We start from the raw sequence: 19,502 nt of genomic DNA, 5'->3' as shown, positions 1-19,502 counted from the left end.
CCGGTCGGAGGCGGTGTCATGCCCGGGGTCCGACGAGCGCGTCGACGGCGATGCGGGCCATGTCGGCCGCGATGCGGTCCTCGCCCGGGGTGTCCGGGTCGAGGCGCGTGGTGAACACGGAGATGATCAGGGGCGCCCCGCCGTTCGGGGGCCAGGCCACGGCGACGTCGTTGACCCCGCCGTACGCGGGCGAGCCGGTCTTGTCGCCGACCCGCCACCCGGCGGGCAGCCCGGCCCGGATCCGCTTGTCGCCGGTGGTGTTCTCCAGGAGCCAGCGGACGAGCTGGTCGCGGTCGCGCGGGTCGAGGGCGTCGCCGAGGACCAGCGCGCGCAGGTTCGCGGTCATGGCCGCCGGGGTCGTCGTGTCGCGCGGGTCGCCGGGGATGTTGGTGTTGAGCGCGGGCTCCCACCGGTCGAGGCGGGTGCGCCTGTCGCCGAGCGAGCGGGCGAACGCGGTGATGGCGTGCGGGCCGCCGAGCCTGCGCAGCATGAGGTTCGCCGCCGTGTTGTCGCTGTACGTGATGGTCGCGTCGCACAGCTCCCGGACCGTCATGCCGGTCGCGAGGTGCAGCTCCGTCCTCGGCGAGGCCGCGACGATGTCGCCCCGCCCGTACCTGATCAGGGTGTCGAGCAGTCCGGGCTCCGCCTCGCGCGTCCGGCGCAGGATCGCGGCGGCGGCCAGCACCTTGAACGTCGAGGCGATGGCGAAGCGTTCGCCGGCGCGGTGGCCGAGGGTTTCGCCGGTACCGGTGTGCAGGGCGTGCAGGCCGATGCGGCCCGGATAGCTCTTCTCCAGGGCGCGCAGCCGCCGCCGGGCGTCGTCGGCGGGCGCCGCGTGGGCGGCGCCGGGCACCGAGAGGAAGACGGGCGTGGCGGCCGCCGCGCCAAGGAGGGTCCTGCGGGAGGGAGTTGCGTTCATGATCCCGACCGTACCCGGGCGGTGGGCCGCCGGGCCGAGAAGTCCTCGATCGGCCCGGCGGCCCGCGTGGCGGGCGTTTCCCGGGGCTCGCTCAGACCTCCACGAGCACCTGGTCCAGCGACTTGCGCACCAGGTCGGGGACCTCGCAGTCCGGCGCCGGGTAGCCCACGGGGATCACCGCGAACGCCTTCTCGTTCTCGGGGCGGCCAAGGACCTGGGACAGGAACCGCATCGGGCTCGGGGTGTGGATCAGCGCGGCGAGACCGGACAGGTGCAGCGCGGACAGCAGCATCCCCACCGCGATGCCGACCGACTCGTCGACGTAGTAGTGCTTGTGCTTGGTGCCGTCCTCGCCCAGCCAGTACCGCTGCTGGAAGACGACGATGAGCGCGGGCGCGTCCGTCAGGTGCGGCTTCACCTCGTCGGTGCCGATGGGGCGCAGGGCCGCGAGCCACTCCTCGCCGAGCCGGCCGTCGTAGGAGATCCGCTCCTCGTGCTCGGCGGCCTCGCGGATGCGGCGGCGGATCTGCGGGTCCTGGACGAGGACGAACGTCCACGGCTGCTGGTGCGCGCCGGACGGCGCGGTGGCCGCGCACGCGATGGCGTCCCGTATCACCTGCGCGGGCACCGGGTCCGGCGCGAACTGCCGTACCGTGCGCCGCTCCCGCATCCGCTCCCGCAACTCCGCCGCCCGGACCAGGGATTGGGCCTCGGGCATGCGCTCGGGCCGGTAGGGCACCGAGCGGTAGGGCTCGCCGTGGATGGGGGTCCACTCTCGCTGCTGCTGGGTCTCAGACATGGCTCCGATTGTGCTGCGCGGGAGCCCGTCCGCGCCATGGTGCAGACCAATTGCGCTTCCCTGCGGCTTGGTTACGCTGGCGGGGTGACGGAAAGCATCCTGCGCACGAGCCACACGAGCGAGCTGACACCCGGCGATCTGGGTGCCGCCCGCGCCCTGCTCGACCAGGCCTTCGACGGCGACTTCAGCGACCAGGACTGGGACCACGGCCTCGGCGGCGTGCACGCCCTGGTCCACGACGGCGCGGGCGCCCTGGTCGCGCACGGCTCCGTGGTCCAGCGCCGCGTCCTGCACGCGGGCCGTTCGCTGCGCGTCGGTTACGTCGAGGCGGTCGCCGTGCGCCCCGACCGGCAGCGCCGAGGCCTCGGCGGCCTGGTGATGGGCGCCTTGGAGCGGGTCGTCGAGCGGGCGTACGACATGGGCGCCCTGTCGGCGTCCGACGAGGGGCAGGGGCTCTACCTGCGGCGCGGCTGGACGCCGTGGAAGGGCCCCGTCGGCACGCTCGGTCCGACGGGCCCGGCCCTCATGCCGGACGAGGAGCCGCCGCTGCTGTGGGGCGGCGCCGCACTGGACCCGGAGCACGCGCTGCTCATCGACTGGCGCGACGGGGACGTGTTCTAGGGGCGCGGTGGGGCGCGGTGGGACGCAGGTGGGGCGCCCCGGGCGCCCGATGGGCTTCGCCTGGTCCGTGAGCGGGGAGCGGCATACGTGTGAAGCGCCCGTCTCAGATAGTAGGAAGTCCGAGTAATCGTGGAGACAGGCGCTCCGTATTCGCCTAGCTTGGTAGGAGCCGAACGTCTCGCTTGATCAAGCGAATGGCGGCCGTGAGCCGGAGCCCTGGCGCAGGCGAACCCTGCCGCTCCCCGCTCCCCGCCTCCTGGGGGTCCCCCCGTGCCCATGAGCGCAGTGGGGGAGTCTCGCCAATATTCTGCCTTTGTTCCAAGGAGTGGATCTCCCATGGCCGAGAAGACCGCCCGCCGAGTCCGTCACCTCTCCCGCACGAGCGACTCCGAGCGCAAGAACGCCGCCGCCGCCCTCCAGCGCGCCCTCGACCGCAGGGACAACGGCGGCAAGACCGGTCACTGAGCGCCGCGCACGACCTCGAAGTGGTCGACGCGCTCGCCGTTCCCGGCGAGCGCGGAGACCGACATCCTGGGGCGCGCGCCGGCCGTCACCTCCACCGCGAGGAACGAGAAGCCGGTGTAGCGCACCCGGGACCACTCGACCGTCTCCGGGGCGGCATGGCGCGACTTCGTCCAGCGGAAGGTCGCGACGGAGTCGTGGTCGTGGACCGCGCCCTCGTGGCTGTCCTTCACCCCCGGGCCGAAGCCGTAGAGGTCCTTGCCCCCGCCGCCCGCGGTGACGTACACGATGCCGTCGCGCGCCGGATCGGTCGACGCGCCGACCGGCACGGGCCTGCCGACCTCGCCGTTCTTGATGGCGTCGGTGCGTTCGTAGACGTGGTTGTGGCCGTTGATCACCAGGTCCACCCGGTGCCGGGCGAACAGCGGCAGCCACGCGTCACGCACCCCGCCGTCGGAGGCGTGCGTCGACGTCGAGTACGCGCAGTGGTGGAAGAAGACGACCACGAAGTCGATGCCCTCGGCCGCCCGCAGCTCACCGAGCCGCCGGTCGAGCCAGGCGGTCTGGCGGCCGTCGGAGTAGCCGCGGTTGGCCGGGATCTCGTACGACACGTCGTTGGCGTCCAGCGCGACGACGCCGACGTTGCCGTAGGTGAAGGAGTAGACGCCCGGCGCCTCACGCGGGTCGAAGCCGTTGTCGGGGAGCGACCAGCGCGCCGCCTGCCCGCCGTAGCCGTTCGGCGAGTACCACGCCTCCATGTCGTGGTTGCCGGTCGTGACCATCCACGGCACCGACTTCGCGACCGATTCCGTCTGTGCGAGGAAGGTGTCCCACACGCGCGCGTCGTAGGTGTCCGACTCCTTGCCGTGCCCGGTGGTGTCCGCGTAGCAGAGGTCGCCCGCGTGCAGATGGAAGGACGGGTTCTGGCCGAGCAGCACCTGGTCGATGGCGAGCGCGTGGTGGCCGACGCCCTGGTCACCGAAGGCCGTGAAGACGAAGGTCTCCGGCCGCTCGGGCGCGGTCCGGAACGAGCCGATCGTCGCCGGCCGTCCGGGCGAGGCCGGGTCGAAACCGTCGTGGCCGACGCCGTAGTAGTACGTCGTGCCGGGCCGCAGTCCGTCGAGCGCGGCGTGCAGGTAGTACTGCTCGACGGCGGGCAGCTTCTTCGACAGCGAGGGGGTGTGCAGGTCGCGCACCTCGGCCTCGATCTTCTGGCTCAGCTCCCAGGGCCGCGGCCCCACCCGCACATAGGGGGACCGGACGGCCAGCGGCACCTGCCAGGAGATCCTCATCTGCGTCCTCGGATCGGCCCCGAACGCCAGATGCCGCCCGAAGGGGGCGACCAGAGCGCCGTCGACCCGCGCCCGCCCGGCGGACGAGGCGACCGCCACCCGCGGGCCTCCGCCGTACGCGCCGCCCGAACCGCCCGCCAGCAGGCCGAGGCCGCCCGCCGTGCCGGCCGCGGCGAACGAACGGGCGAGCACCCGGCGCCGGGAGAGCTTCGAGCGCAGGTAGGCGTGCTGCTCCGGCATGCTCATGCGGGACGCCAGCGGCTCCGGTATGCCGACCTTCGGTGTGTCCATGGCAGGAAAGTTCCCAGTGGATGCCAACTCCCGCCCCACGCGGGGATGAACAGCACCCGTCCGCCAGACGACTGTCCGCATGCCGGACACCGCATGTCATCCCCTGGGACGGAGAGTAGGCTGCCCGCATGTCGGCTAGCTCTCGCATCCTCAATCTCGCAGTGATCCCCGGTGACGGCATCGGCCAGGAAGTCGTGGCCCAGGGACTCAAGGTCCTCGGCGCGGTCCTCCCGCAGGATGTGAAGCTGGAGACCACGGAGTACGACTTCGGCGCCAAGCGGTACCACGCGACCGGTGAGACCCTCACCGACGCCGACGTCGAAGCCCTCAAGCGGCACGACGCGATCCTCCTCGGCGCGATCGGCGATCCCTCGGTCCCCTCCGGCGTCCTGGAGCGCGGCTTCCTGCTTAAGCTCCGCTTCCTCTTCGACCACCACGTCAACCTGCGCCCCTCGAAGCTGCTCCCGGGCGTCGCGACCCCGCTCAAGGGCCAGCCCGAGATCGACTTCATCGTCGTGCGCGAGGGCACCGAGGGCCCCTACACGGGCAACGGCGGCTCGATCCGCACCGGCACCCCGCACGAGGTCGCCACCGAGGTCTCCGTCAACACCGCCTTCGGCGTGGAGCGCGTGGTCCGGGACGCCTTCGCCCGCGCGCAGGCCCGCCCGCGCAAGAAGCTGACGCTGGTCCACAAGAACAACGTCCTCGCCTACGCGGGCCACCTGTGGACGAACGTCTTCAACCGGGTGGCCAAGGAGTTCCCCGAGGTCACCACCGACTACATCCACGTCGACGCCGCGACGATCTACCTCGTCACAGACCCCGGCCGCTTCGACGTGATCGTCACCGACAACCTCTTCGGCGACATCATCACCGACCTCGCCGCGGCCGTCTCCGGCGGCATCGGCGTCGCGGCCTCCGGCAACATCAACCCGAGCCGCGAGTTCCCCTCCATGTTCGAGCCCGTGCACGGCTCGGCGCCGGACATCGCCGGCCAGGGCAAGGCCGACCCCTCGGCCACCGTCCTGTCCGTCGCCCTCCTGCTGCGCCACCTCGGGTACGAGTCCGAGGCCGCCCGCATCGAGACCGCGGTCTCCGCCGACCTCGCCGAGCGCGGGGAGAGCGTGCGCACCACGGAGCAGATCGGCGACGCCCTCGCCGTACGAGTAGCGGGCTGACCCGGTAGCTCGAAGATCGACACAAGCCGCCGGGTCTCGTGAGACACCCGGCGGCTTCTCGTATGCGGCCCCGGGGTGTCACCATCGACCCCCGGGCCGCACTCATGCCGTTTCCTCCTCGGGACCCCACGAGCGATAATCGAACGTGGGGCCGTGAAGACAGGGAAGCTCGGACGTCCTCGTACCGCTCGGTACGGGCGTGAGCGCGGTCCGTCACCATCACACCGTGAAGGACGAAGCACTCATGACGACGACGCCGACCATCGAGCTCAAGCCCTCCTCGACGCCGCTGGCCGCTGCCGAGCGCGAGGCGATCATGGCCAACCCCGGATTCGGCCGCCACTTCACCGACCACATGGTGACGATCAAGTGGACGGAGGGCCGCGGCTGGCACGACGGCCAGCTCGTGCCGTACGGCCCGCTGGCGCTCGACCCGGCGACGAACGTCCTGCACTACGCCCAGGAGATCTTCGAGGGCCTCAAGGCCTACCGGCAGCCCGACGGCTCCGTGGCCAGCTTCCGCCCCGACGCCAACGCCCGCCGCTTCCAGGCCTCCGCCCGGCGCCTGGCCATGCCGGAGCTGCCCGTCGAGACGTTCATCGAGGCCTGCGACGTCCTGGTGCAGCAGGACAAGGCGTGGGTCCCGGCGCATGGTGGCGAGGAGTCCCTCTACCTGCGCCCGTTCATGATCGCCACCGAGGTGGGCCTGGGCGTCAAGCCCGCCAACGAGTACCTCTTCGTCGTCATCGCCTCGCCCGCCGGCGCGTACTTCCCCGGCGGCGTCAAGCCCGTCTCCATCTGGCTCTCGGAGGACCGCGTGCGCGCCGTGCCCGGCGGCATGGGCGACGCCAAGACCGGCGGCAACTACGCGGCGTCGCTGCTCGCGCAGGCCGAGGCCGCGGCGAAGGGCTGCGACCAGGTCGCCTACCTCGACGCCGTCGAGCACAAGTGGGTCGAGGAACTCGGCGGCATGAACCTGTACTTCGTGTACGGCGGCGCGGCCGGCGAGAAGCCGGTGATCGTCACGCCCACGCTGACCGGCTCCCTGCTCGCCGGCATCACCCGTGACTCGCTGCTCACCGTCGCCCGCGACCTCGGCTACGAGTCGCGGGAGGCCCGCGTCTCCATCGACCAGTGGAAGACCGACTCCGAGAACGGCACGCTCACCGAGGTCTTCGCCTGCGGCACCGCCGCCGTCATCACGCCCGTCGGCACGGTGAAGTGCAACGCGGGCGAGTGGCAGCAGAGCGGGGGCGAGCCGGGTGAGGTCACCATGAAGCTGCGGGAGGCCCTGTTGGACATCCAGCGGGGGACGTCCGAGGACGTCCATGGCTGGATGCACGGCCTCGGCTGAGGCCTTGGCGGTTTTCCGGACGGGCCCCGCGTCGCGGTAGACGCGAGGCCCGTCCTCTTGTCTGTCGCCTGCGGGTTCGTGGTGGCTGGTCGCGCAGTTCCCCGCGCCCCTGGGGGGTCCTTCGTCGCGCCCCTATTGGGGGTGCCAGGGGGCGGGGGGTGCCTGGGGCTCGGTCAGGGGCGCGGGGAACTGCGCGACCGGCCCACGGCGACCCGCAGGGGAAAACCGCTCCCGCCCGGCCCGGGCAAGCGCACCGCGAGGGTGAGGCTCCCTGGGGCCCGGGCTACCGCACCGCGAGGGTGAGGCTTCCGGGGGCCGCGTCGCAGGCGGCCCTCAGCGCTGACGAAAGGTGGTCCCGGGTGGGCGCGGGGCCCTCCGCCCACGCCTCCACCGCCCGGTGGAACGCCGCGACCAGCACATCGATGGCGAGCCGCGCCCGCAGTTCCTCCCCGCCCGGCAGGGCGAACCGGCGCCGGGCGACCGCGAGCGCCGCCCGGCTCGTACGGTCGCAGAACGCGAGCCCGTGCGCGTCCATGGACGGAGTCCGCCCCGCGAGCCGCCGGCTGAGCAGCACCCGCCGGGCCCAGCCCTCCGCCGGCATGCGCCCGATCGCCGCGAGCAGCGCGTCCCGCAGCACGTCGAACAGCGGCTGCCCCGCGACCGGTTCGCAGTCCTCCAGCTCCTCCAGGAACGCCCCCCACAGATCCTGGGTGGGCGCCATCGCCACGTCTTCCTTGCTGGTGAACGTACGGAAGAACGTCCGCTTGCTGACCTCCACCGCGTCACACAGCGCGTCGAGCGTCACCCCGTCGAAGCCCCGCTCGGTGAACAGCTCCAGGGCCGTGTCGACGAGCGCCTGTCGCGTCCGCAGCTTCTTGCGCTCCCGCAGGGGCAACCGGTCGAGGTCCATCGCGTCCATGCCGGCAGTGTAGCCCTCGGCGGCCGCGCGGAGGCGAATGCCTCTTGAAGGCTTCTGCCACTCAGTGGCACTATTGCGGCGGCCGGGACCGACCACGGTGCCCACGGCCTTCTTCGGCGTACGACGAAAGGCAACTCACATGCGCGCACTGCTCGTCGACCCCTCCGCCCCCGGCGGCCTCCGCCTCGGCGAGGCCCCCGTCCCCGAGCCTGCCCCGCACCAGGCCTTGATCCGCGTACGGGCGACCTCCCTCAACCACGGCGAGGTGCGGTGGGGCATCGAGGGCGCCCCCGAGGGCGCGGTGCTCGGCTGGGACGCGGCCGGTGTCGTGGAGCGGGCCGCCGCCGACGGCTCGGGCCCGGCGGCGGGCACCCCCGTGGTCACCCTGGCCGGGGACGGCGCCTGGGCCGAATACCGGGTCGCCGACACGGACTGGACCGGCGTCGTCCCCGAGGACGCGGACCTGGGTGCGATCAGCACCGTGCCGGTCGCGGGCGCCAGCGCCCTGCGCGCCCTGGACCGGATCGGCCCGATCCTCGGCAGGCGCGTGCTCGTGACCGGCGCGACCGGCGGCGTCGGACGGTACGCGGTGCAGCTCGCCCGGCGGGGCGGCGCACACGTCATCGCGGTGACCGGCGACCCCGAGGGGCGGGGCGAGCAGCTCAAGGCCCTCGGCGCCCACGAGGTCATCGCCACGCCCGAGGCGGCCGGCGCCCCGGTGGACGGCGTGGTGGACGTGATCGGCGGTCGGCAACTGGTGGCCGCGTACGAGCAGTTGGGCCCGCACGGCACCCTCGTCTCCGTCGGGCAGGCCGGCGGCGAACCGGAGCACTTCCCGCTCAAGGCGCTCTACGGGGAGCAGGGCCGCCACGACCGCTCGATCGTCAACTTCCAGCTGCTCGGCTGCTCGGGCCTCTCCCGGGACCTGACCTGGCTCGCGGAGCAGGTGGCGGCGGGCACGCTCGACCCCGGCACGTCCTGGCGGGGCACCTGGGACAAGGCCCCGGAAGCGATCGAGACCCTGCTCACCCGCCGCCTCCACGGCAAGGCGATCCTGGACATCGCCTGACGTGCGTCACGGCCCAGGCGGGCGACGCGTGAAACCCCCTAAGGGCGCAGGGAACTGCGCGCCCAGCCGCATCCGACCCGCAATGGACAAGGCAACCCCCGGAAGGCACCCGCTCAGCCCGCCACCGTCTCCTCCTCCACCAGCGGAAGCGGCGCCGCGGCCGGCGCCCGCCGGGTCAGCGCCGCGTACGTCACACCGCCCACCACCCCCGACAGCAGGAAACTGCAGTCGACCCCGCCGGTCAGGGACAGCAGCGGACCCTCGTACGTGGGGAGGGCGACCGAGAGCAGACCGACCACCGCGCCGAGCGCCCACGCGAGGGTCGCCTGGACGTTCCAGCCGGAGCGGTACCAGTAGACGCCGCCCTTGGCGCGGCGGTTGAAGACCTGGAGGGCCTGCGCGTCGTACTCCCCGCGACAGCGCCTGAAGCCGATCAGGGTGATGACGGCCCAGGGCGTGCCGATGGCGGTCAACAGCAGCACGAACGCCGTCATCGCGTCCTGCGCCCGCCACGCGTAGTGGCCCACGAAGACGCAGGCCGTGGCGGTGACGGCGACGGTGTACGTGGCGCGGGCGCGCGAGGCGCGGGGCAGGATCGCGTCCAGGTCGAGGCCCATCGAGTACAGCATCAGGCCCGCGTTGCCGACCGAGCCCGCCGAGGCGGCGAGCAGCAGCGGCACGAGGTACCAGGTGGGGGAGGCGTCGATGAGGCCCCCGGCATAGTCGAGGGCGGCGCGCGCCGCGTACGCCGTGAACGTGCCGAAGAGCTGCGGGATCAGCAGCCCCGCGAGCAGCCCCGCCCAGGCCGCGCCGAGCACCGCGCGCGAGCTGTGCCGGGCGGGGGAGACGTAGCGGGTGTAGTCGCCGAGCAGGGTGATGAAGGCGATGGGGCCCGACAGTCCCGCCGCGACCAGGGCGAGCAGCCAGGTAGGCCAGAACGAGCCGAGCAGATGGCCGCCCGCGCCGGGCAGCGCCGAGGTCGTGAAGTCGGGGGCGTACGCGACGACGCCGAGGATCAGCAGCGCCGTCATGCCGAAGGCGAGGATCCGGGACAGGCGCAGCAGCACGCGGTAGCCGAAGACGGCGCCGACCACGGTGGCGGCGGCGAGCAGGGCGTAGACCACGCCGTACGAGAAGCCGCCGGCCGGCATCCCGAGCAGGCGGTGCAGCGTGCCCACCATCACGTCGCCGCCGATCCAGACGGTCAGCGCGGTGTAGCCGAGCGAGAGCAGCAGGCCGACGACCGAGCCGACGAGCCGGCCGCGCACGCCGAACTGGGCCCCGGAGGAGGTCGAGAGGTTCGTCCCGGTGCGCAGGGACACCAGGGCGAGCGGCGCGGTGAGCGCGGTGCCGAGCACCGTGCCCGCCACCACCGCGCTGACCGACTCCCACCAGCCGAGGCCGAACGACACCGGCAGCCAGCCGAAGACGATCACCCCCAGGCAGAGGTTGGAGCCGATGAGGATCGACACGAGGTCGCGGGGGCCGCTGGTGCGTTCCCCGTCCGGGATGGTGTCGACTCCGCGCTGTTCTATCGGCATGAGGGTGCCCCTGACGCTCGCTTGGTCCCGATGGTTGCCCCGTTGTTTGAGCAGCGCTCAATGTGACCTGTCGTACCTGCCCCCGTCAATCCTTCCCGCACGCGGATTTCGCCGTTAGAGTGTTTAGAGTGCTGCTCTAAAGATCGGCGCTGAAGGTTGGAACAGGGAGGTACGGCGCGTGCGACTCACGCCCACCGAACGCGACCGGCTGCTGCTCTTCGGGGCCGCCGAGCTCGCCAGGGCCCGCAAGGCGCGCGGCCTGAGACTCAACGTGCCGGAGGCGACCGCGCTGATCGCCGACACGGTCTGCGAGGCCGCCCGCGACGGCGTCCGGCTCGCCGAGGCCATCGAGCGGGCGCGTGCCGTCCTCGGCCCGGACGACGTCCTGCCCGGCGTCGCGGACGTGGTGACCGAGGTGCACGTGGAAGCCGTCTTCGACGACGGCTCCCGCCTCGCGGTGGTCTCCGACCCCATCGGCGCCGGCCTCGGCGACCGGGCGCCCGGCGCGCTGCTGCCCGGCCCCGCGCACGAGGACCCCGAGCCCGTCGTGACCCTGACCGTGCGCAACACCGCCACCGTGCCCGTCTCCGTGACCTCGCACTTCCACTTCTTCGAGGCCAACCCCCGGCTCGACTTCGACCGCGCCGCCGCCTACGGGCTGCGCCTGGCCGTGCCCGCCGGGTCCTCCGTCCGCTTCGGCCCCGGCGAGAGCGCCGAGGTCGGCCTGGTGCCGATCGGCGGCGCGCGGATCGCCATCGGCTTCGCCGGACTGGTCGACGGCCCGCTGGACGCACCCGGCACCCGCGAAGAGGCCCTGCGCCGCGCGGCCGCCTGCGGCTACCTCGGCGTACCGGGGACGACCGCCCGGGCCGAGGGCGTAGGGGGAGCGACCGAGCGGATCGACGGCGTACCGGGAGCGACCGAGCGGGCCGACGGCATACCGGGCACGGCCGCCCGGGCCACCGGCATACCGGGGACGGCCGCCCGGGCCACCGGCATACCGGGGACGGCCGCCCGGGCCACCGGCATACCGGGGACGTCAGACCGAGCCACCGGCGTGCCGGGAACGACCGATCAGGGCGATCAGGAGGGCGAGCGATGAGCCGACCCGGAGGACACCCCGCCGCACCGCGCCGCCTCACCCCGTACGAGTACGCCGCCACGCACGGCCCCCGCGCCGGCGACCACGTCCGGCTCGGCGACTCCGGGCTGACGATCCGCGTCGAGTCCGACGCCCAGAAGTACGGCGACGAATTCCTCGCCGGGTTCGGCAAGACCGCCCGCGACGGGCTGCACCTGAAGGCCGCCGCCGTCCGCGACACCTGCGACGTCGTCATCAGCAACGTCGTCGTCATCGACGCCGTGCAGGGCATCCGCAAGGTGTCCATCGGCATCAGGGAAGGCCGCATCCACGCCATCGGGCGGGCGGGCAACCCGGACACCCTCGACGGCGTGGACGTCGTGGTCGGCACCGGCACGTCCATCGTGTCGGGAGAGGGCCTGATCGCCACCGCCGGCTCCGTGGACACCCATGTCCACCTCCTCTCGCCCCGCATCATGGAGGCCTCCCTCGCCTCCGGCGTCACCACGATCATCGGCCAGGAGTTCGGGCCGGTCTGGGGCGTCGGCGTCAACTCGCCCTGGGCGCTGCGCCACGCCTTCAACGCCTTCGACGCCTGGCCGGTCAACATCGGCTTCCTCGGCCGCGGCTCGTCCTCGCACGACGCCCCGCTGGTCGAGGCGCTCGCCGAGGGCGGCGCGTGCGGCTTCAAGGTGCACGAGGACATGGGCGCGCACACCCGCGCCCTGGACACCGCGCTGCGCGTCGCCGAGGAGCACGACGTCCAAGTGGCGCTGCACAGCGACGGGTTGAACGAGTGCCTGTCGGTCGAGGACACCCTGAAGGTCCTCGAAGGGCGCACGATCCACGCCTTCCACATCGAGGGCTGCGGCGGCGGCCACGTGCCGAACGTCCTGAAGATGGCGGGCGTCCCGAACGTCATCGGCTCCTCCACCAACCCCACCCTGCCCTTCGGCCGGGACGCCGTCGCCGAGCACTACGGCATGATCGTCTCCGTCCACGACCTGAAGACGGACCTGCCGGGCGACGCCGCCATGGCCCGCGACCGCATCCGCGCGGGCACGATGGGCGCCGAGGACGTGCTGCACGACCTGGGCGCCATCGGCATCACGTCGTCCGACGCGCAGGGCATGGGCCGCGCCGGCGAGACCGTGCGCCGCACCTTCGCGATGGCCGGCAAGATGAAGGCGGAGCTCGGCCCCATGGAGGGCGACGGCCCGTACGACGACAACGCGCGCGTCCTGCGCTACATCGCCAAGCTGACCATCAACCCCGCCCTCGCGCACGGCCTCGCGCACGAGGTCGGCTCCCTCGAGGTCGGCAAGCTGGCCGACATCGTGCTGTGGCGCCCCGAGTACTTCGGCGCCAAGCCGCAGCTCGTCCTCAAGGCCGGCTTCCCCGCCTACGGCGTCACCGGCGACCCGAACGCCGCGACCGACACCTGCGAACCCCTCGTCCTCGGCCCGCTGTTCGGCGCCCACGGCGCCGTGCCCGCCGACATCTCCGTGGCGTTCGTCGCGCGGGCCGCCGTCGACCAGGGCGACGACTCGATGCCGACCCGCCGCCGCCGGGTCGCGGTGCGCGGCACCCGGGGCATCGGCCCGGCCGACCTGCGCCTGAACTCCCGTACCGGAGCCGTCGACGTGCACCAGGAGACCGGCCTCGTCACCCTCGACGGCGACCCGGTCCGCTCCGAACCCGCCGACTCCGTCCCCCTCAACCGCCTCTACTTCCTCTGAAGGTGTACCTCATGTCTGCTGCCGCCGACGGCTTCCGCATGCCCGCCGAGTGGGCCCCGCACGAGCGCACCTGGATGGCGTGGCCGTGCCCCAACCCCACCTTCGACGACCCCGAGGGTCTCGACGAGTCCCGCCTGGCCTGGGCGAACGTCGCCCGCGCCGTACGCCGCTTCGAACCGGTCACCGTGGTCTGCGGCCCCGCCCAGTCCGCGTACGCGAGCGAACTCCTCGGCCCGGACCTCGAGGTGGTGGAACGCGACCTGGACGACGCCTGGATGCGGGACATCGGCCCGACCTTCCTCACCGACGGCAAGGGGCAACTGGCAGCCGTCGACTGGACGTTCAACGGCTGGGGCGCCCAGGAGTGGGCCCGCTGGGACCACGACTCCAAGATCGGCGCGTACGTCGCCGACCTCGCCGGAGCCCGTACGTACCCCTCGACCCTCGTGAACGAGGGCGGCGGCATCCACGTGGATGGCGAGGGCACCGTTCTGCTCACCGAGACCGTCCAGCTCGGCCCCGAGCGCAACCCCGGCCTGACCAAGGCGGAGGTCGAGGCGGAGATCCACGCGCAGCTCGGCACCACCAAGGCGATCTGGCTGCCGCGCGGCCTCACCGCCGACTACCCCGGCCACGGCTACGGCACCCTCGGCCACGTCGACATCGTCGCCGCCTTCGCCGCGCCCGGCGTCGTGCTCGTCCACTCCCAGCGCGACCCGGCGCACCCCGACTTCGAGGTCAGCAAGGAGATCATCGCGACCCTCACGGGCCAGACGGACGCCCGCGGCCGCACCCTGCGGATCGTCGAGGTGCCGGCGCCGACCGTTGTCAAGGACGACGAGGGCTGGGTCGACTACTCCTACATCAACCACTACCTGTGCAACGGCGGCGTCGTCCTGTGCGCCTTCGGCGACCCGAACGACGAGCTGGCGGCCGGCATCTTCCGCGGCCTCTTCCCCGACCGCACGGTAACCCTCGTCGACGCCCGCACGATCTTCGCCGGGGGCGGGGGAATCCACTGCATAACCCAGCAGCAGCCGGCGGTCCGGGGACGCTGAGCCGAGCCGGGCACCCGACAGGAGCGTGCCGAGACACTGGCGGAGGACACGAACACCATGCGGTGAATCCGGTCGCTGGCGGCGACCGCGTCCAGAACGGTCTGTGTGCCGGTGATGTTGCTGCCGATGGCGTCCATCGGGCGCCGAGTGAGCGCAGGTGGGCGGTGATGCGGCTGCCGATGAGTCCGGCGCCGCCGGTGACGAGGACGGTCTTGCCCGCGAGACGGTCGGCGAGCAGATCGAAACTGGCCTGCATGGGAATCCCCGACGCGACAGAGGAAATTCCGGATGAGCACGGCAGGTGTTGTGCGGGACGACGGTCACGCCGCCGGACGAGAGGGGACTTGGGCGACCGTCGTGCGTGACCGGCCACCGTTGATCGGCGCGTTGCAGTGCCGGCAGAACCGTGTGCCCTCGCTCATCCCGGGCCGCCGTTCACGCGCCGCATGGCGGGCTCGCCGCCGGCTTTCAGGGTGCGGCGCAGGCGGCGGCCCTTCGCGCAGATGCGGCCGATGGACTTGCACGTGGGGCAGTCGTAGGTGTGCTTGACCACCGCCTGGCCGATCTCCACCGGGTCCAACTCCGGGACCCCGGCCCGCGGGGTCACTGCTCAGCCTCCTGGGTGATGCGGAGTCCGAAGCCGATGAGGGCCTCGACGGTGGCGGGTTCGCACAGGTCGCCCGGGAACCGCGGGGGCGCCACCCAGTGCGTGCCGGGCGGCTTCGTGCGGCCGATCTTCGGGACGCCGAGGTAGGTGCCCGTGCTGAGGCGAGGTGCGGCGGCCTGGTGCTTCCACGGCTGTCCGGGGCTGGGCCGCATGAGGGCGTAGAAGGTGCCGCCCATGAGGCGGCCGTCGAAGAGGACGGGGCCGTTGAGGAACCGGTGGAGGCGTTCGGTTACCTCCAGCGGATCGCACATGCCCACGGTCGCGAGGATGAGCTGCGCAGGGAGGCGGGCCGCGTCGAATCGCCGGCCGAGCGGCAAAAGGGCCACGCCGGTGTCAGCCCATTCGCGCCGGGCCTGTTCGATGGCGCGCTGGGCGTGCGCCAGCCAGTCAGACATGGCATCCGCCGACTCGGGAGGACCACTCCTCGGGCGCAGCGTGCGCCCCGTACTCTCGCCCATGTCGACTCCTCATCAGTCGGCCACGCCCTGGGGTCGTTAGCGCGGCTGCCAGGGCCTTCGTTGTGCCGACTGACGTTAGGACCGTTATGTGCGTCGCGGCTAGGAAGTTGCACCGAATTACAGGGCAGTTGAATGCTCCTGGCCATGGCGAGCACGCGCCCTTGACACCGTAACCGGGGTCCACGACGGTGATGTAAGTCGCTGCAACCGACTAGCGCGGGAGGCCAGCCCTCATGAACATTCACTTTGTCGGGATCGACCCAGAGACGGACGAGGACGGATGCCCAACCGTCTGGGTGGACGCGAACGCGGGGGACCTGCTGATCCAGAGCTACAAGACGGACAACGAGACGCGCGTCACGTGCGATGCCCTCTCCCCGGCTCGTGCACCGATCCCGCCCGGCGAGACCATCATCCGGATCCCGAGACGGATGATCCCGATCATCAGGAAGGCCTGCGATGAACTCGATCCCGGAGTTCTCTGAACTCCTCGCCAACACCGGGAAGTCGGCTGTCCATCTGGAGATGCGCGACGCCTACTTCAGCAACCCCCGCTTCGAGGACTGGCAGGCCGGGCAACGCGTCGACTGGACCGACCGAGCGTCCTGGTGGCGGCCGTTCCACCAGAACATCGCGGATGCGGTTGCCCGCGGCGTTGCTGTCCGTCGCGTCCGTATCGTGTCCGAACCGGTTACCGACTACATCCGGTGGGAGCACTACCAGACCCGCGCCAACGTTGAGGCCGGTGAGGATGTGCGCTGGCTTCCGCGACACCGAGCCTGGGACCTACTCCTGCCGGGCAGCGACCTGTGGATCTTCGACGGACGGCTCATGCGCGTCCACCACTTCTCGGGCGATGGCGAATGGATCAACAAAGAGCTGTGTGACGACCCGTTCGTGGTCGGCCCGCACGCGGCCGCTTACGAAGCCATCTGGGAGCGGGCCGTTCCGCACGACCAGTACGAGGTCAAGTAGCCCAGCATGTCTCAATTCCCCACGTCCAGCGTGCAGGAAGCGCGCGCAGCTCTCGCAGCTCGGCTGCGGGAGCTACGCCTTGATGCGGGGATCACCAGCAAGGAACTCGCGCGTCGGTGCGGCTGGTCCGTCGCGAAGTCTTCAAGGATCGAGAACGCAGTTACAGCCCCCGCCGACGCAGACATCCGCGCGTGGTCCGTGGCCTGCGGCGCCGATGGCGAGGCGGCCGATCTTGTCGCAGCGAACCGGCAGGCCGACTCCATGTACCTGCAATGGAAGAGGCTCCAGCGGTCGGGCATGAAGCAGCTGGCCGAGGCATCCACCAAGCTGTACGAGCGCACCCGGCTCTTTCGTGTGTACGCCTCCCACGTGATGCCCGGATACTTGCAGACCCCTGGCTACGCGACAGCGCTGATGAGCACGATCGCGGGCTTCCGCGGGACCCCGGACGACGTGCGGGAGGCGGTCGATGTCCGCATGCACCGCAGCCGGGTCATCCATGAAGGCGGCCACCGCTTCGCGACGCTGATCGAGGAGAACGTCCTCCACCACCGGGTCGGCGACCAGGATGTGATGGCGGGCCAGCTCGGCAACCTGCTCGCCGCGATGACGCTCCCATCCATGTCGCTCGGTGTCATCCCGGCCGCAGTCGCGCGGGACGGTGTCATGTGGCCGCTCGAACAGTTCACGGTCTTCGATGATTCACGGATCCATGTGGAGCTTCTGGCGGCGAAGGTGACCGTTACGGCTCCCGGTGAGCTGGACATCTACCTGCGGGCGTTCGCAAGGCTCACCGAACTGGCCGTGTATGGCGCCGACGCCCGCGGCCTCATCGTGAATGCCATCGACGCTCTTGACCGCGCCGGGGCATGACGAAGAGCCCCCCTTCCGCCCGAAGGCGGAAGAGGGCCTGTGCCATGGGTTCTGGCGGCGCGCCGGATCGAGCGCGGCCTGAGGAGCCGGTGAGTTGCCCGGCTCCGGGTAGGGGGCGCCGTCGCGACGGCACACCAGCGCGTCCGGGTCATCGGCCGGCGGCTTGAGGCTGTAAACGTCAGGACAGGACGGTCCGGCCGGGCCGCGCTCCCCGGCGGGACCCATCCTGCCGGCCCTCGCTTGTCCTGAGGGCCAGCGGGTCCCGGGCTCACCCTGCGGCCCCGATGGACCAGCTGGTCCGCCCGAGCCCGGCGCGCCCGCCTCGCCGTCCTTGCCCGACTTCCCCACCCCGTTCTTCCCCGCTGGCCCGGTGCCGCCCTCCTTCCCTGGCCCGCCACCCTTGTCAGGCTTCCCGGATGCACCGCGGTGCCAGGTGGCCTCCGTCATGGTGACGTCGAAGACGAGGCGTTCGTCGGCGCAGATCACTGACACCGTGCGCGGCGAGTGGAGCGTGAAGCGCGCGATCTCGTTGCGGTCGTGGCACTCGCCCTGGAGGCGAGTGATCTCAGCGCGCTCCTAGAGGTGACGAGGCAGCCTTGCTCGTCTTGGGGCGCGCCATGGACACCACCGGAGCGTGCGAAGGCCCGACCACACGGGTGTGGCCGGGCCGGTCCACGGGGGGATCAGCAGGACTCTTCGAACTTCGCCGCGCTGAGCGTCACAGGTCGGCCGTCGAGCTTGGCGCCCGCAGCGGGCTCCTGCGAGCACACCTTCCAGTTCGACTCCATGAAAATGATCCGGTCCTGCCCGGACGCGTCGTTGACGGTGATGCTCGTCCCGGAATCGAGGGCGCCGCGCGCGACCTTGACCGCCTTGCCCTGGAAGCTGGGCATCGTCGCCCCCGCCGCCTTCGGCTCGTCCGCACCCGCGTCCTTGCCCGGGCAGGTCTCTTCCAGTTTGACCGTCGCAAAGTCGATCTTCGTGTCGGTCGGGTGAGTGCCGGCCTTCGGGGTCTGAGAGCAGACCTTCCAGTTCCGGTCGAAGGCCTGCATGCGGTCACGGCCGAGCGCGTCGTGGGAGGTGAGGCCGTAGAACCCGGCCTCCTGAGCCTGATCCTGTGCGGACTGCAGGCCCTTGCCGCTCATGTCGGGCAGGGCGGCCTTCTTGGTGTCACCGCCTGCGTCCTGCTCTGCGGCGGGCTTGCCCTTGCTGGTGCTCGTGTCGTTCTCCTCGCAGCCGGTGAGCGCGAGCAGGCTCGCACTGGCGATGAGCGCGACGATGGCGGTGCGGGTGTGCATGTTCTCCCCTGGGATGCGGGTGTGCTGAAGGAGCATCATGCGCCGCGTGGAGGGGAGGTGAATGCACAGTGACGTCTCTGTGACACAGAGCGGCTGAAACTGCGTCAGGGCCGCATGGCGCGGGCCTGTTGTTTCCGGGCATGCCGGGTCCGCGGACCAGTGCGCGACACGCCCTCACTCCCAAGATCACCCTCATTGCGCCGCTCATGCCCAAGTGCCCTCACCGCGAGGAGGGTGCGCGGCCGGGCCTCATGCCGGGGGCTGCCCGACGCCAGCTCGCGTGTCGTTGCGGTGCGGGCCCCTGTAAGAGCATGCGAAAGTCCGGCCGCTGAGTGTGCGGCCGGGCCTGGTGTACGGGTCAGACCTTGCAGAAGCCCGTCGCCCGCAGCGCGTCGTTGATCTTTGCGCCCTGTTCTTCCGTCGTCGTCACGTCCTTGTACGTGAAGCGCTGGGACGCGAGCCAATCGAGGCGCTTGGCCTTGCCGTTGATCGCCATGCACTGGTTGCGCGCGGCGTCCACGGCCTTGTCCTCGTAGCGCACCACGTCCGGCGCCGCCGCCTGCAGGGCCCGGATGAGCTTGGCTCGCTCGACGGCGTCGGGCTTCGGCGGGAGACCGGAGGAGCGGGCGATCTCGTCCTTCTGCTTCTGCGTCAGCTGAGGAGCCGTGGCGCTCGGGCCGGTGTTCCGCTCGCTGTCGGCCTTGTCGTCGCTGGAGGAGCAGGCGGTGAGGGCGAGGGCGCCGGCGAGGAGCAGTGCGACGGTGGTGGTGCGGTGTTTCATGGTCCCCTCAAGTGTGGTGAGTTGAAAGGGGCCATCATGCCGTCTTGTGCGGGTGCGGGTATACGAAAGCCCCGCACGGTGGCGGTGATCCGTTCGGATGCGAGCCGCGTCCGCAGGCGGATCCTCG

The 19,502-nt window shown here is 71.7% G+C and carries 20 protein-coding genes; 11 read left to right on the top strand and 9 right to left on the bottom strand.

The genetic code is table 11. The features are described from left to right. Positions 1–16: 16 nt before the first annotated feature. Positions 17–919: a class A beta-lactamase gene (gene bla, locus ABZ385_RS20425; RefSeq protein WP_358579451.1), complete on the bottom strand. Its 903-nt coding sequence runs from the start codon at positions 917–919 to the stop codon at positions 17–19. Between the two features lie 91 nt (positions 920–1,010). Continuing rightward, positions 1,011–1,718, bottom strand: coding sequence for a nitroreductase family protein (locus tag ABZ385_RS20420; RefSeq protein ID WP_358579453.1), 708 nt, complete (start codon positions 1,716–1,718; stop codon positions 1,011–1,013). An 84-nt stretch (positions 1,719–1,802) separates the two neighbouring features. Between ABZ385_RS20420 and ABZ385_RS20415 the strand changes: the two genes are divergently transcribed. Together ABZ385_RS20415 and ABZ385_RS20410 are read left to right on the top strand one after the other, a co-directional pair. Continuing rightward, the gene (locus tag ABZ385_RS20415; RefSeq protein WP_358912491.1) at positions 1,803–2,339 is read left to right on the top strand and encodes a GNAT family N-acetyltransferase; all 537 of its coding nucleotides are present in this window, start codon (positions 1,803–1,805) and stop codon (positions 2,337–2,339) included. Between the two features lie 336 nt (positions 2,340–2,675). Then, on the top strand, positions 2,676–2,804 hold the full coding sequence (locus tag ABZ385_RS20410) for a hypothetical protein (protein WP_358579457.1): 129 nt from the start codon (positions 2,676–2,678) through the stop codon (positions 2,802–2,804). On the opposite strand, the gene ABZ385_RS20405 is transcribed toward ABZ385_RS20410, so the two are convergent. Next, positions 2,798–4,384 carry a metallophosphoesterase family protein gene (locus ABZ385_RS20405; protein WP_358912489.1) on the bottom strand — a complete coding sequence of 529 codons (1,587 nt, stop codon included), beginning with the start codon at positions 4,382–4,384 and terminating at the stop codon, positions 2,798–2,800. The two genes, ABZ385_RS20410 and ABZ385_RS20405, sit on opposite strands and share 7 nt — an antisense overlap. A 128-nt stretch (positions 4,385–4,512) precedes the next feature. On the opposite strand from ABZ385_RS20405, the gene ABZ385_RS20400 reads away from it, so the two are divergent. After that, complete coding sequence (locus ABZ385_RS20400; RefSeq protein ID WP_358579461.1) at positions 4,513–5,562, top strand: 3-isopropylmalate dehydrogenase; 1,050 nt, start codon at positions 4,513–4,515, stop codon at positions 5,560–5,562. Between the two features lie 244 nt (positions 5,563–5,806). After that, a complete protein-coding gene (locus ABZ385_RS20395; protein WP_358579527.1) occupies positions 5,807–6,916 on the top strand; it encodes a branched-chain amino acid aminotransferase in 1,110 nt (369 codons plus the stop codon). Positions 6,917–7,199: 283 nt separating this feature from the next. Here ABZ385_RS20395 and ABZ385_RS20390 read toward each other — a convergent pair whose 3' ends face one another. Next, the gene (locus ABZ385_RS20390; protein ID WP_358912487.1) at positions 7,200–7,835 is read right to left on the bottom strand and encodes a TetR family transcriptional regulator; all 636 of its coding nucleotides are present in this window, start codon (positions 7,833–7,835) and stop codon (positions 7,200–7,202) included. A 139-nt stretch (positions 7,836–7,974) separates the two neighbouring features. On the opposite strand from ABZ385_RS20390, the gene ABZ385_RS20385 reads away from it, so the two are divergent. Further along, a complete protein-coding gene (locus ABZ385_RS20385; protein WP_358912485.1) occupies positions 7,975–8,904 on the top strand; it encodes a zinc-binding dehydrogenase in 930 nt (309 codons plus the stop codon). Between the two features lie 113 nt (positions 8,905–9,017). On the opposite strand, the gene ABZ385_RS20380 is transcribed toward ABZ385_RS20385, so the two are convergent. Further along, on the bottom strand, positions 9,018–10,445 hold the full coding sequence (locus tag ABZ385_RS20380) for a cytosine permease (RefSeq protein ID WP_358912483.1): 1,428 nt from the start codon (positions 10,443–10,445) through the stop codon (positions 9,018–9,020). A gap of 178 nt (positions 10,446–10,623) precedes the next feature. Between ABZ385_RS20380 and ureA the strand changes: the two genes are divergently transcribed. The 3 genes from ureA to ABZ385_RS20365 are packed head-to-tail and all read left to right on the top strand — an operon-like array spanning position 10,624 to position 14,323. Then, complete coding sequence (gene ureA, locus ABZ385_RS20375) at positions 10,624–11,547, top strand: urease subunit gamma (RefSeq protein ID WP_358912481.1); 924 nt, start codon at positions 10,624–10,626, stop codon at positions 11,545–11,547. Then, positions 11,544–13,265 (top strand): urease subunit alpha, encoded by a 1,722-nt coding sequence (locus ABZ385_RS20370; protein WP_358698664.1) that lies wholly within the window; start codon positions 11,544–11,546, stop codon positions 13,263–13,265. The genes ureA and ABZ385_RS20370 overlap by 4 nt, the downstream gene beginning before the upstream one ends. An 11-nt stretch (positions 13,266–13,276) precedes the next feature. Then, positions 13,277–14,323, top strand: a complete 1,047-nt coding sequence (locus ABZ385_RS20365) for an agmatine deiminase family protein (protein ID WP_358912480.1) — start codon at positions 13,277–13,279, stop codon at positions 14,321–14,323. A 418-nt stretch (positions 14,324–14,741) separates the two neighbouring features. On the opposite strand, the gene ABZ385_RS20360 is transcribed toward ABZ385_RS20365, so the two are convergent. Together ABZ385_RS20360 and ABZ385_RS20355 are read right to left on the bottom strand one after the other, a co-directional pair. Beyond that, positions 14,742–14,930: a hypothetical protein gene (locus ABZ385_RS20360; protein WP_358579477.1), complete on the bottom strand. Its 189-nt coding sequence runs from the start codon at positions 14,928–14,930 to the stop codon at positions 14,742–14,744. Beyond that, on the bottom strand, positions 14,927–15,448 hold the full coding sequence (locus tag ABZ385_RS20355; protein WP_358912478.1) for a hypothetical protein: 522 nt from the start codon (positions 15,446–15,448) through the stop codon (positions 14,927–14,929). The genes ABZ385_RS20360 and ABZ385_RS20355 overlap by 4 nt, the downstream gene beginning before the upstream one ends. A 233-nt stretch (positions 15,449–15,681) precedes the next feature. On the opposite strand from ABZ385_RS20355, the gene ABZ385_RS20350 reads away from it, so the two are divergent. The 3 genes from ABZ385_RS20350 to ABZ385_RS20340 are packed head-to-tail and all read left to right on the top strand — an operon-like array spanning position 15,682 to position 17,296. Beyond that, entirely contained in the window at positions 15,682–15,933 is a 252-nt protein-coding gene (locus ABZ385_RS20350; protein ID WP_358579483.1) for a hypothetical protein, read from the top strand. Then, on the top strand, positions 15,908–16,423 hold the full coding sequence (locus tag ABZ385_RS20345) for a DUF6879 family protein (RefSeq protein WP_358698679.1): 516 nt from the start codon (positions 15,908–15,910) through the stop codon (positions 16,421–16,423). Before ABZ385_RS20350 ends, ABZ385_RS20345 begins: the two co-directional genes overlap by 26 nt. A gap of 6 nt (positions 16,424–16,429) precedes the next feature. After that, a complete protein-coding gene (locus ABZ385_RS20340) occupies positions 16,430–17,296 on the top strand; it encodes a DUF5753 domain-containing protein (protein ID WP_358579488.1) in 867 nt (288 codons plus the stop codon). Between the two features lie 683 nt (positions 17,297–17,979). Here the strand turns inward: ABZ385_RS20340 and ABZ385_RS20335 are convergent. Together ABZ385_RS20335 and ABZ385_RS20330 are read right to left on the bottom strand one after the other, a co-directional pair. After that, on the bottom strand, positions 17,980–18,594 hold the full coding sequence (locus ABZ385_RS20335; RefSeq protein ID WP_358698681.1) for a hypothetical protein: 615 nt from the start codon (positions 18,592–18,594) through the stop codon (positions 17,980–17,982). A gap of 358 nt (positions 18,595–18,952) precedes the next feature. Further along, complete coding sequence (locus tag ABZ385_RS20330; RefSeq protein ID WP_358698682.1) at positions 18,953–19,375, bottom strand: hypothetical protein; 423 nt, start codon at positions 19,373–19,375, stop codon at positions 18,953–18,955. Between the last annotated feature and the right edge of the window lie 127 nt (positions 19,376–19,502).

It is taken from the genome of Streptomyces sp. NPDC005898 (assembly GCF_040629635.1).
Taxonomy (GTDB): domain Bacteria; phylum Actinomycetota; class Actinomycetes; order Streptomycetales; family Streptomycetaceae; genus Streptomyces.
Note: the sequence above shows the minus strand (reverse complement) of the source record. Positions and strands in the feature narration are given on the sequence as shown.

Coding starts and splice junctions, on each gene's coding strand:
- ABZ385_RS20350 (WP_358579483.1), top strand. CDS start 15,682: ATGAACATTCACTTTGTCGGGATCGACCCAGAGACGGACGAGGACGGA.
- ABZ385_RS20380 (WP_358912483.1), bottom strand. CDS start 10,445: ATGCCGATAGAACAGCGCGGAGTCGACACCATCCCGGACGGGGAACGC.
- ABZ385_RS20345 (WP_358698679.1), top strand. CDS start 15,908: ATGAACTCGATCCCGGAGTTCTCTGAACTCCTCGCCAACACCGGGAAG.
- ABZ385_RS20340 (WP_358579488.1), top strand. CDS start 16,430: ATGTCTCAATTCCCCACGTCCAGCGTGCAGGAAGCGCGCGCAGCTCTC.
- bla (WP_358579451.1), bottom strand. CDS start 919: ATGAACGCAACTCCCTCCCGCAGGACCCTCCTTGGCGCGGCGGCCGCC.
- ABZ385_RS20390 (WP_358912487.1), bottom strand. CDS start 7,835: ATGGACGCGATGGACCTCGACCGGTTGCCCCTGCGGGAGCGCAAGAAG.
- ABZ385_RS20365 (WP_358912480.1), top strand. CDS start 13,277: ATGTCTGCTGCCGCCGACGGCTTCCGCATGCCCGCCGAGTGGGCCCCG.
- ABZ385_RS20395 (WP_358579527.1), top strand. CDS start 5,807: ATGACGACGACGCCGACCATCGAGCTCAAGCCCTCCTCGACGCCGCTG.
- ABZ385_RS20405 (WP_358912489.1), bottom strand. CDS start 4,384: ATGGACACACCGAAGGTCGGCATACCGGAGCCGCTGGCGTCCCGCATG.
- ABZ385_RS20355 (WP_358912478.1), bottom strand. CDS start 15,448: ATGGGCGAGAGTACGGGGCGCACGCTGCGCCCGAGGAGTGGTCCTCCC.
- ABZ385_RS20400 (WP_358579461.1), top strand. CDS start 4,513: ATGTCGGCTAGCTCTCGCATCCTCAATCTCGCAGTGATCCCCGGTGAC.
- ABZ385_RS20330 (WP_358698682.1), bottom strand. CDS start 19,375: ATGAAACACCGCACCACCACCGTCGCACTGCTCCTCGCCGGCGCCCTC.
- ABZ385_RS20420 (WP_358579453.1), bottom strand. CDS start 1,718: ATGTCTGAGACCCAGCAGCAGCGAGAGTGGACCCCCATCCACGGCGAG.
- ABZ385_RS20385 (WP_358912485.1), top strand. CDS start 7,975: ATGCGCGCACTGCTCGTCGACCCCTCCGCCCCCGGCGGCCTCCGCCTC.
- ABZ385_RS20410 (WP_358579457.1), top strand. CDS start 2,676: ATGGCCGAGAAGACCGCCCGCCGAGTCCGTCACCTCTCCCGCACGAGC.
- ABZ385_RS20335 (WP_358698681.1), bottom strand. CDS start 18,594: ATGCACACCCGCACCGCCATCGTCGCGCTCATCGCCAGTGCGAGCCTG.
- ABZ385_RS20370 (WP_358698664.1), top strand. CDS start 11,544: ATGAGCCGACCCGGAGGACACCCCGCCGCACCGCGCCGCCTCACCCCG.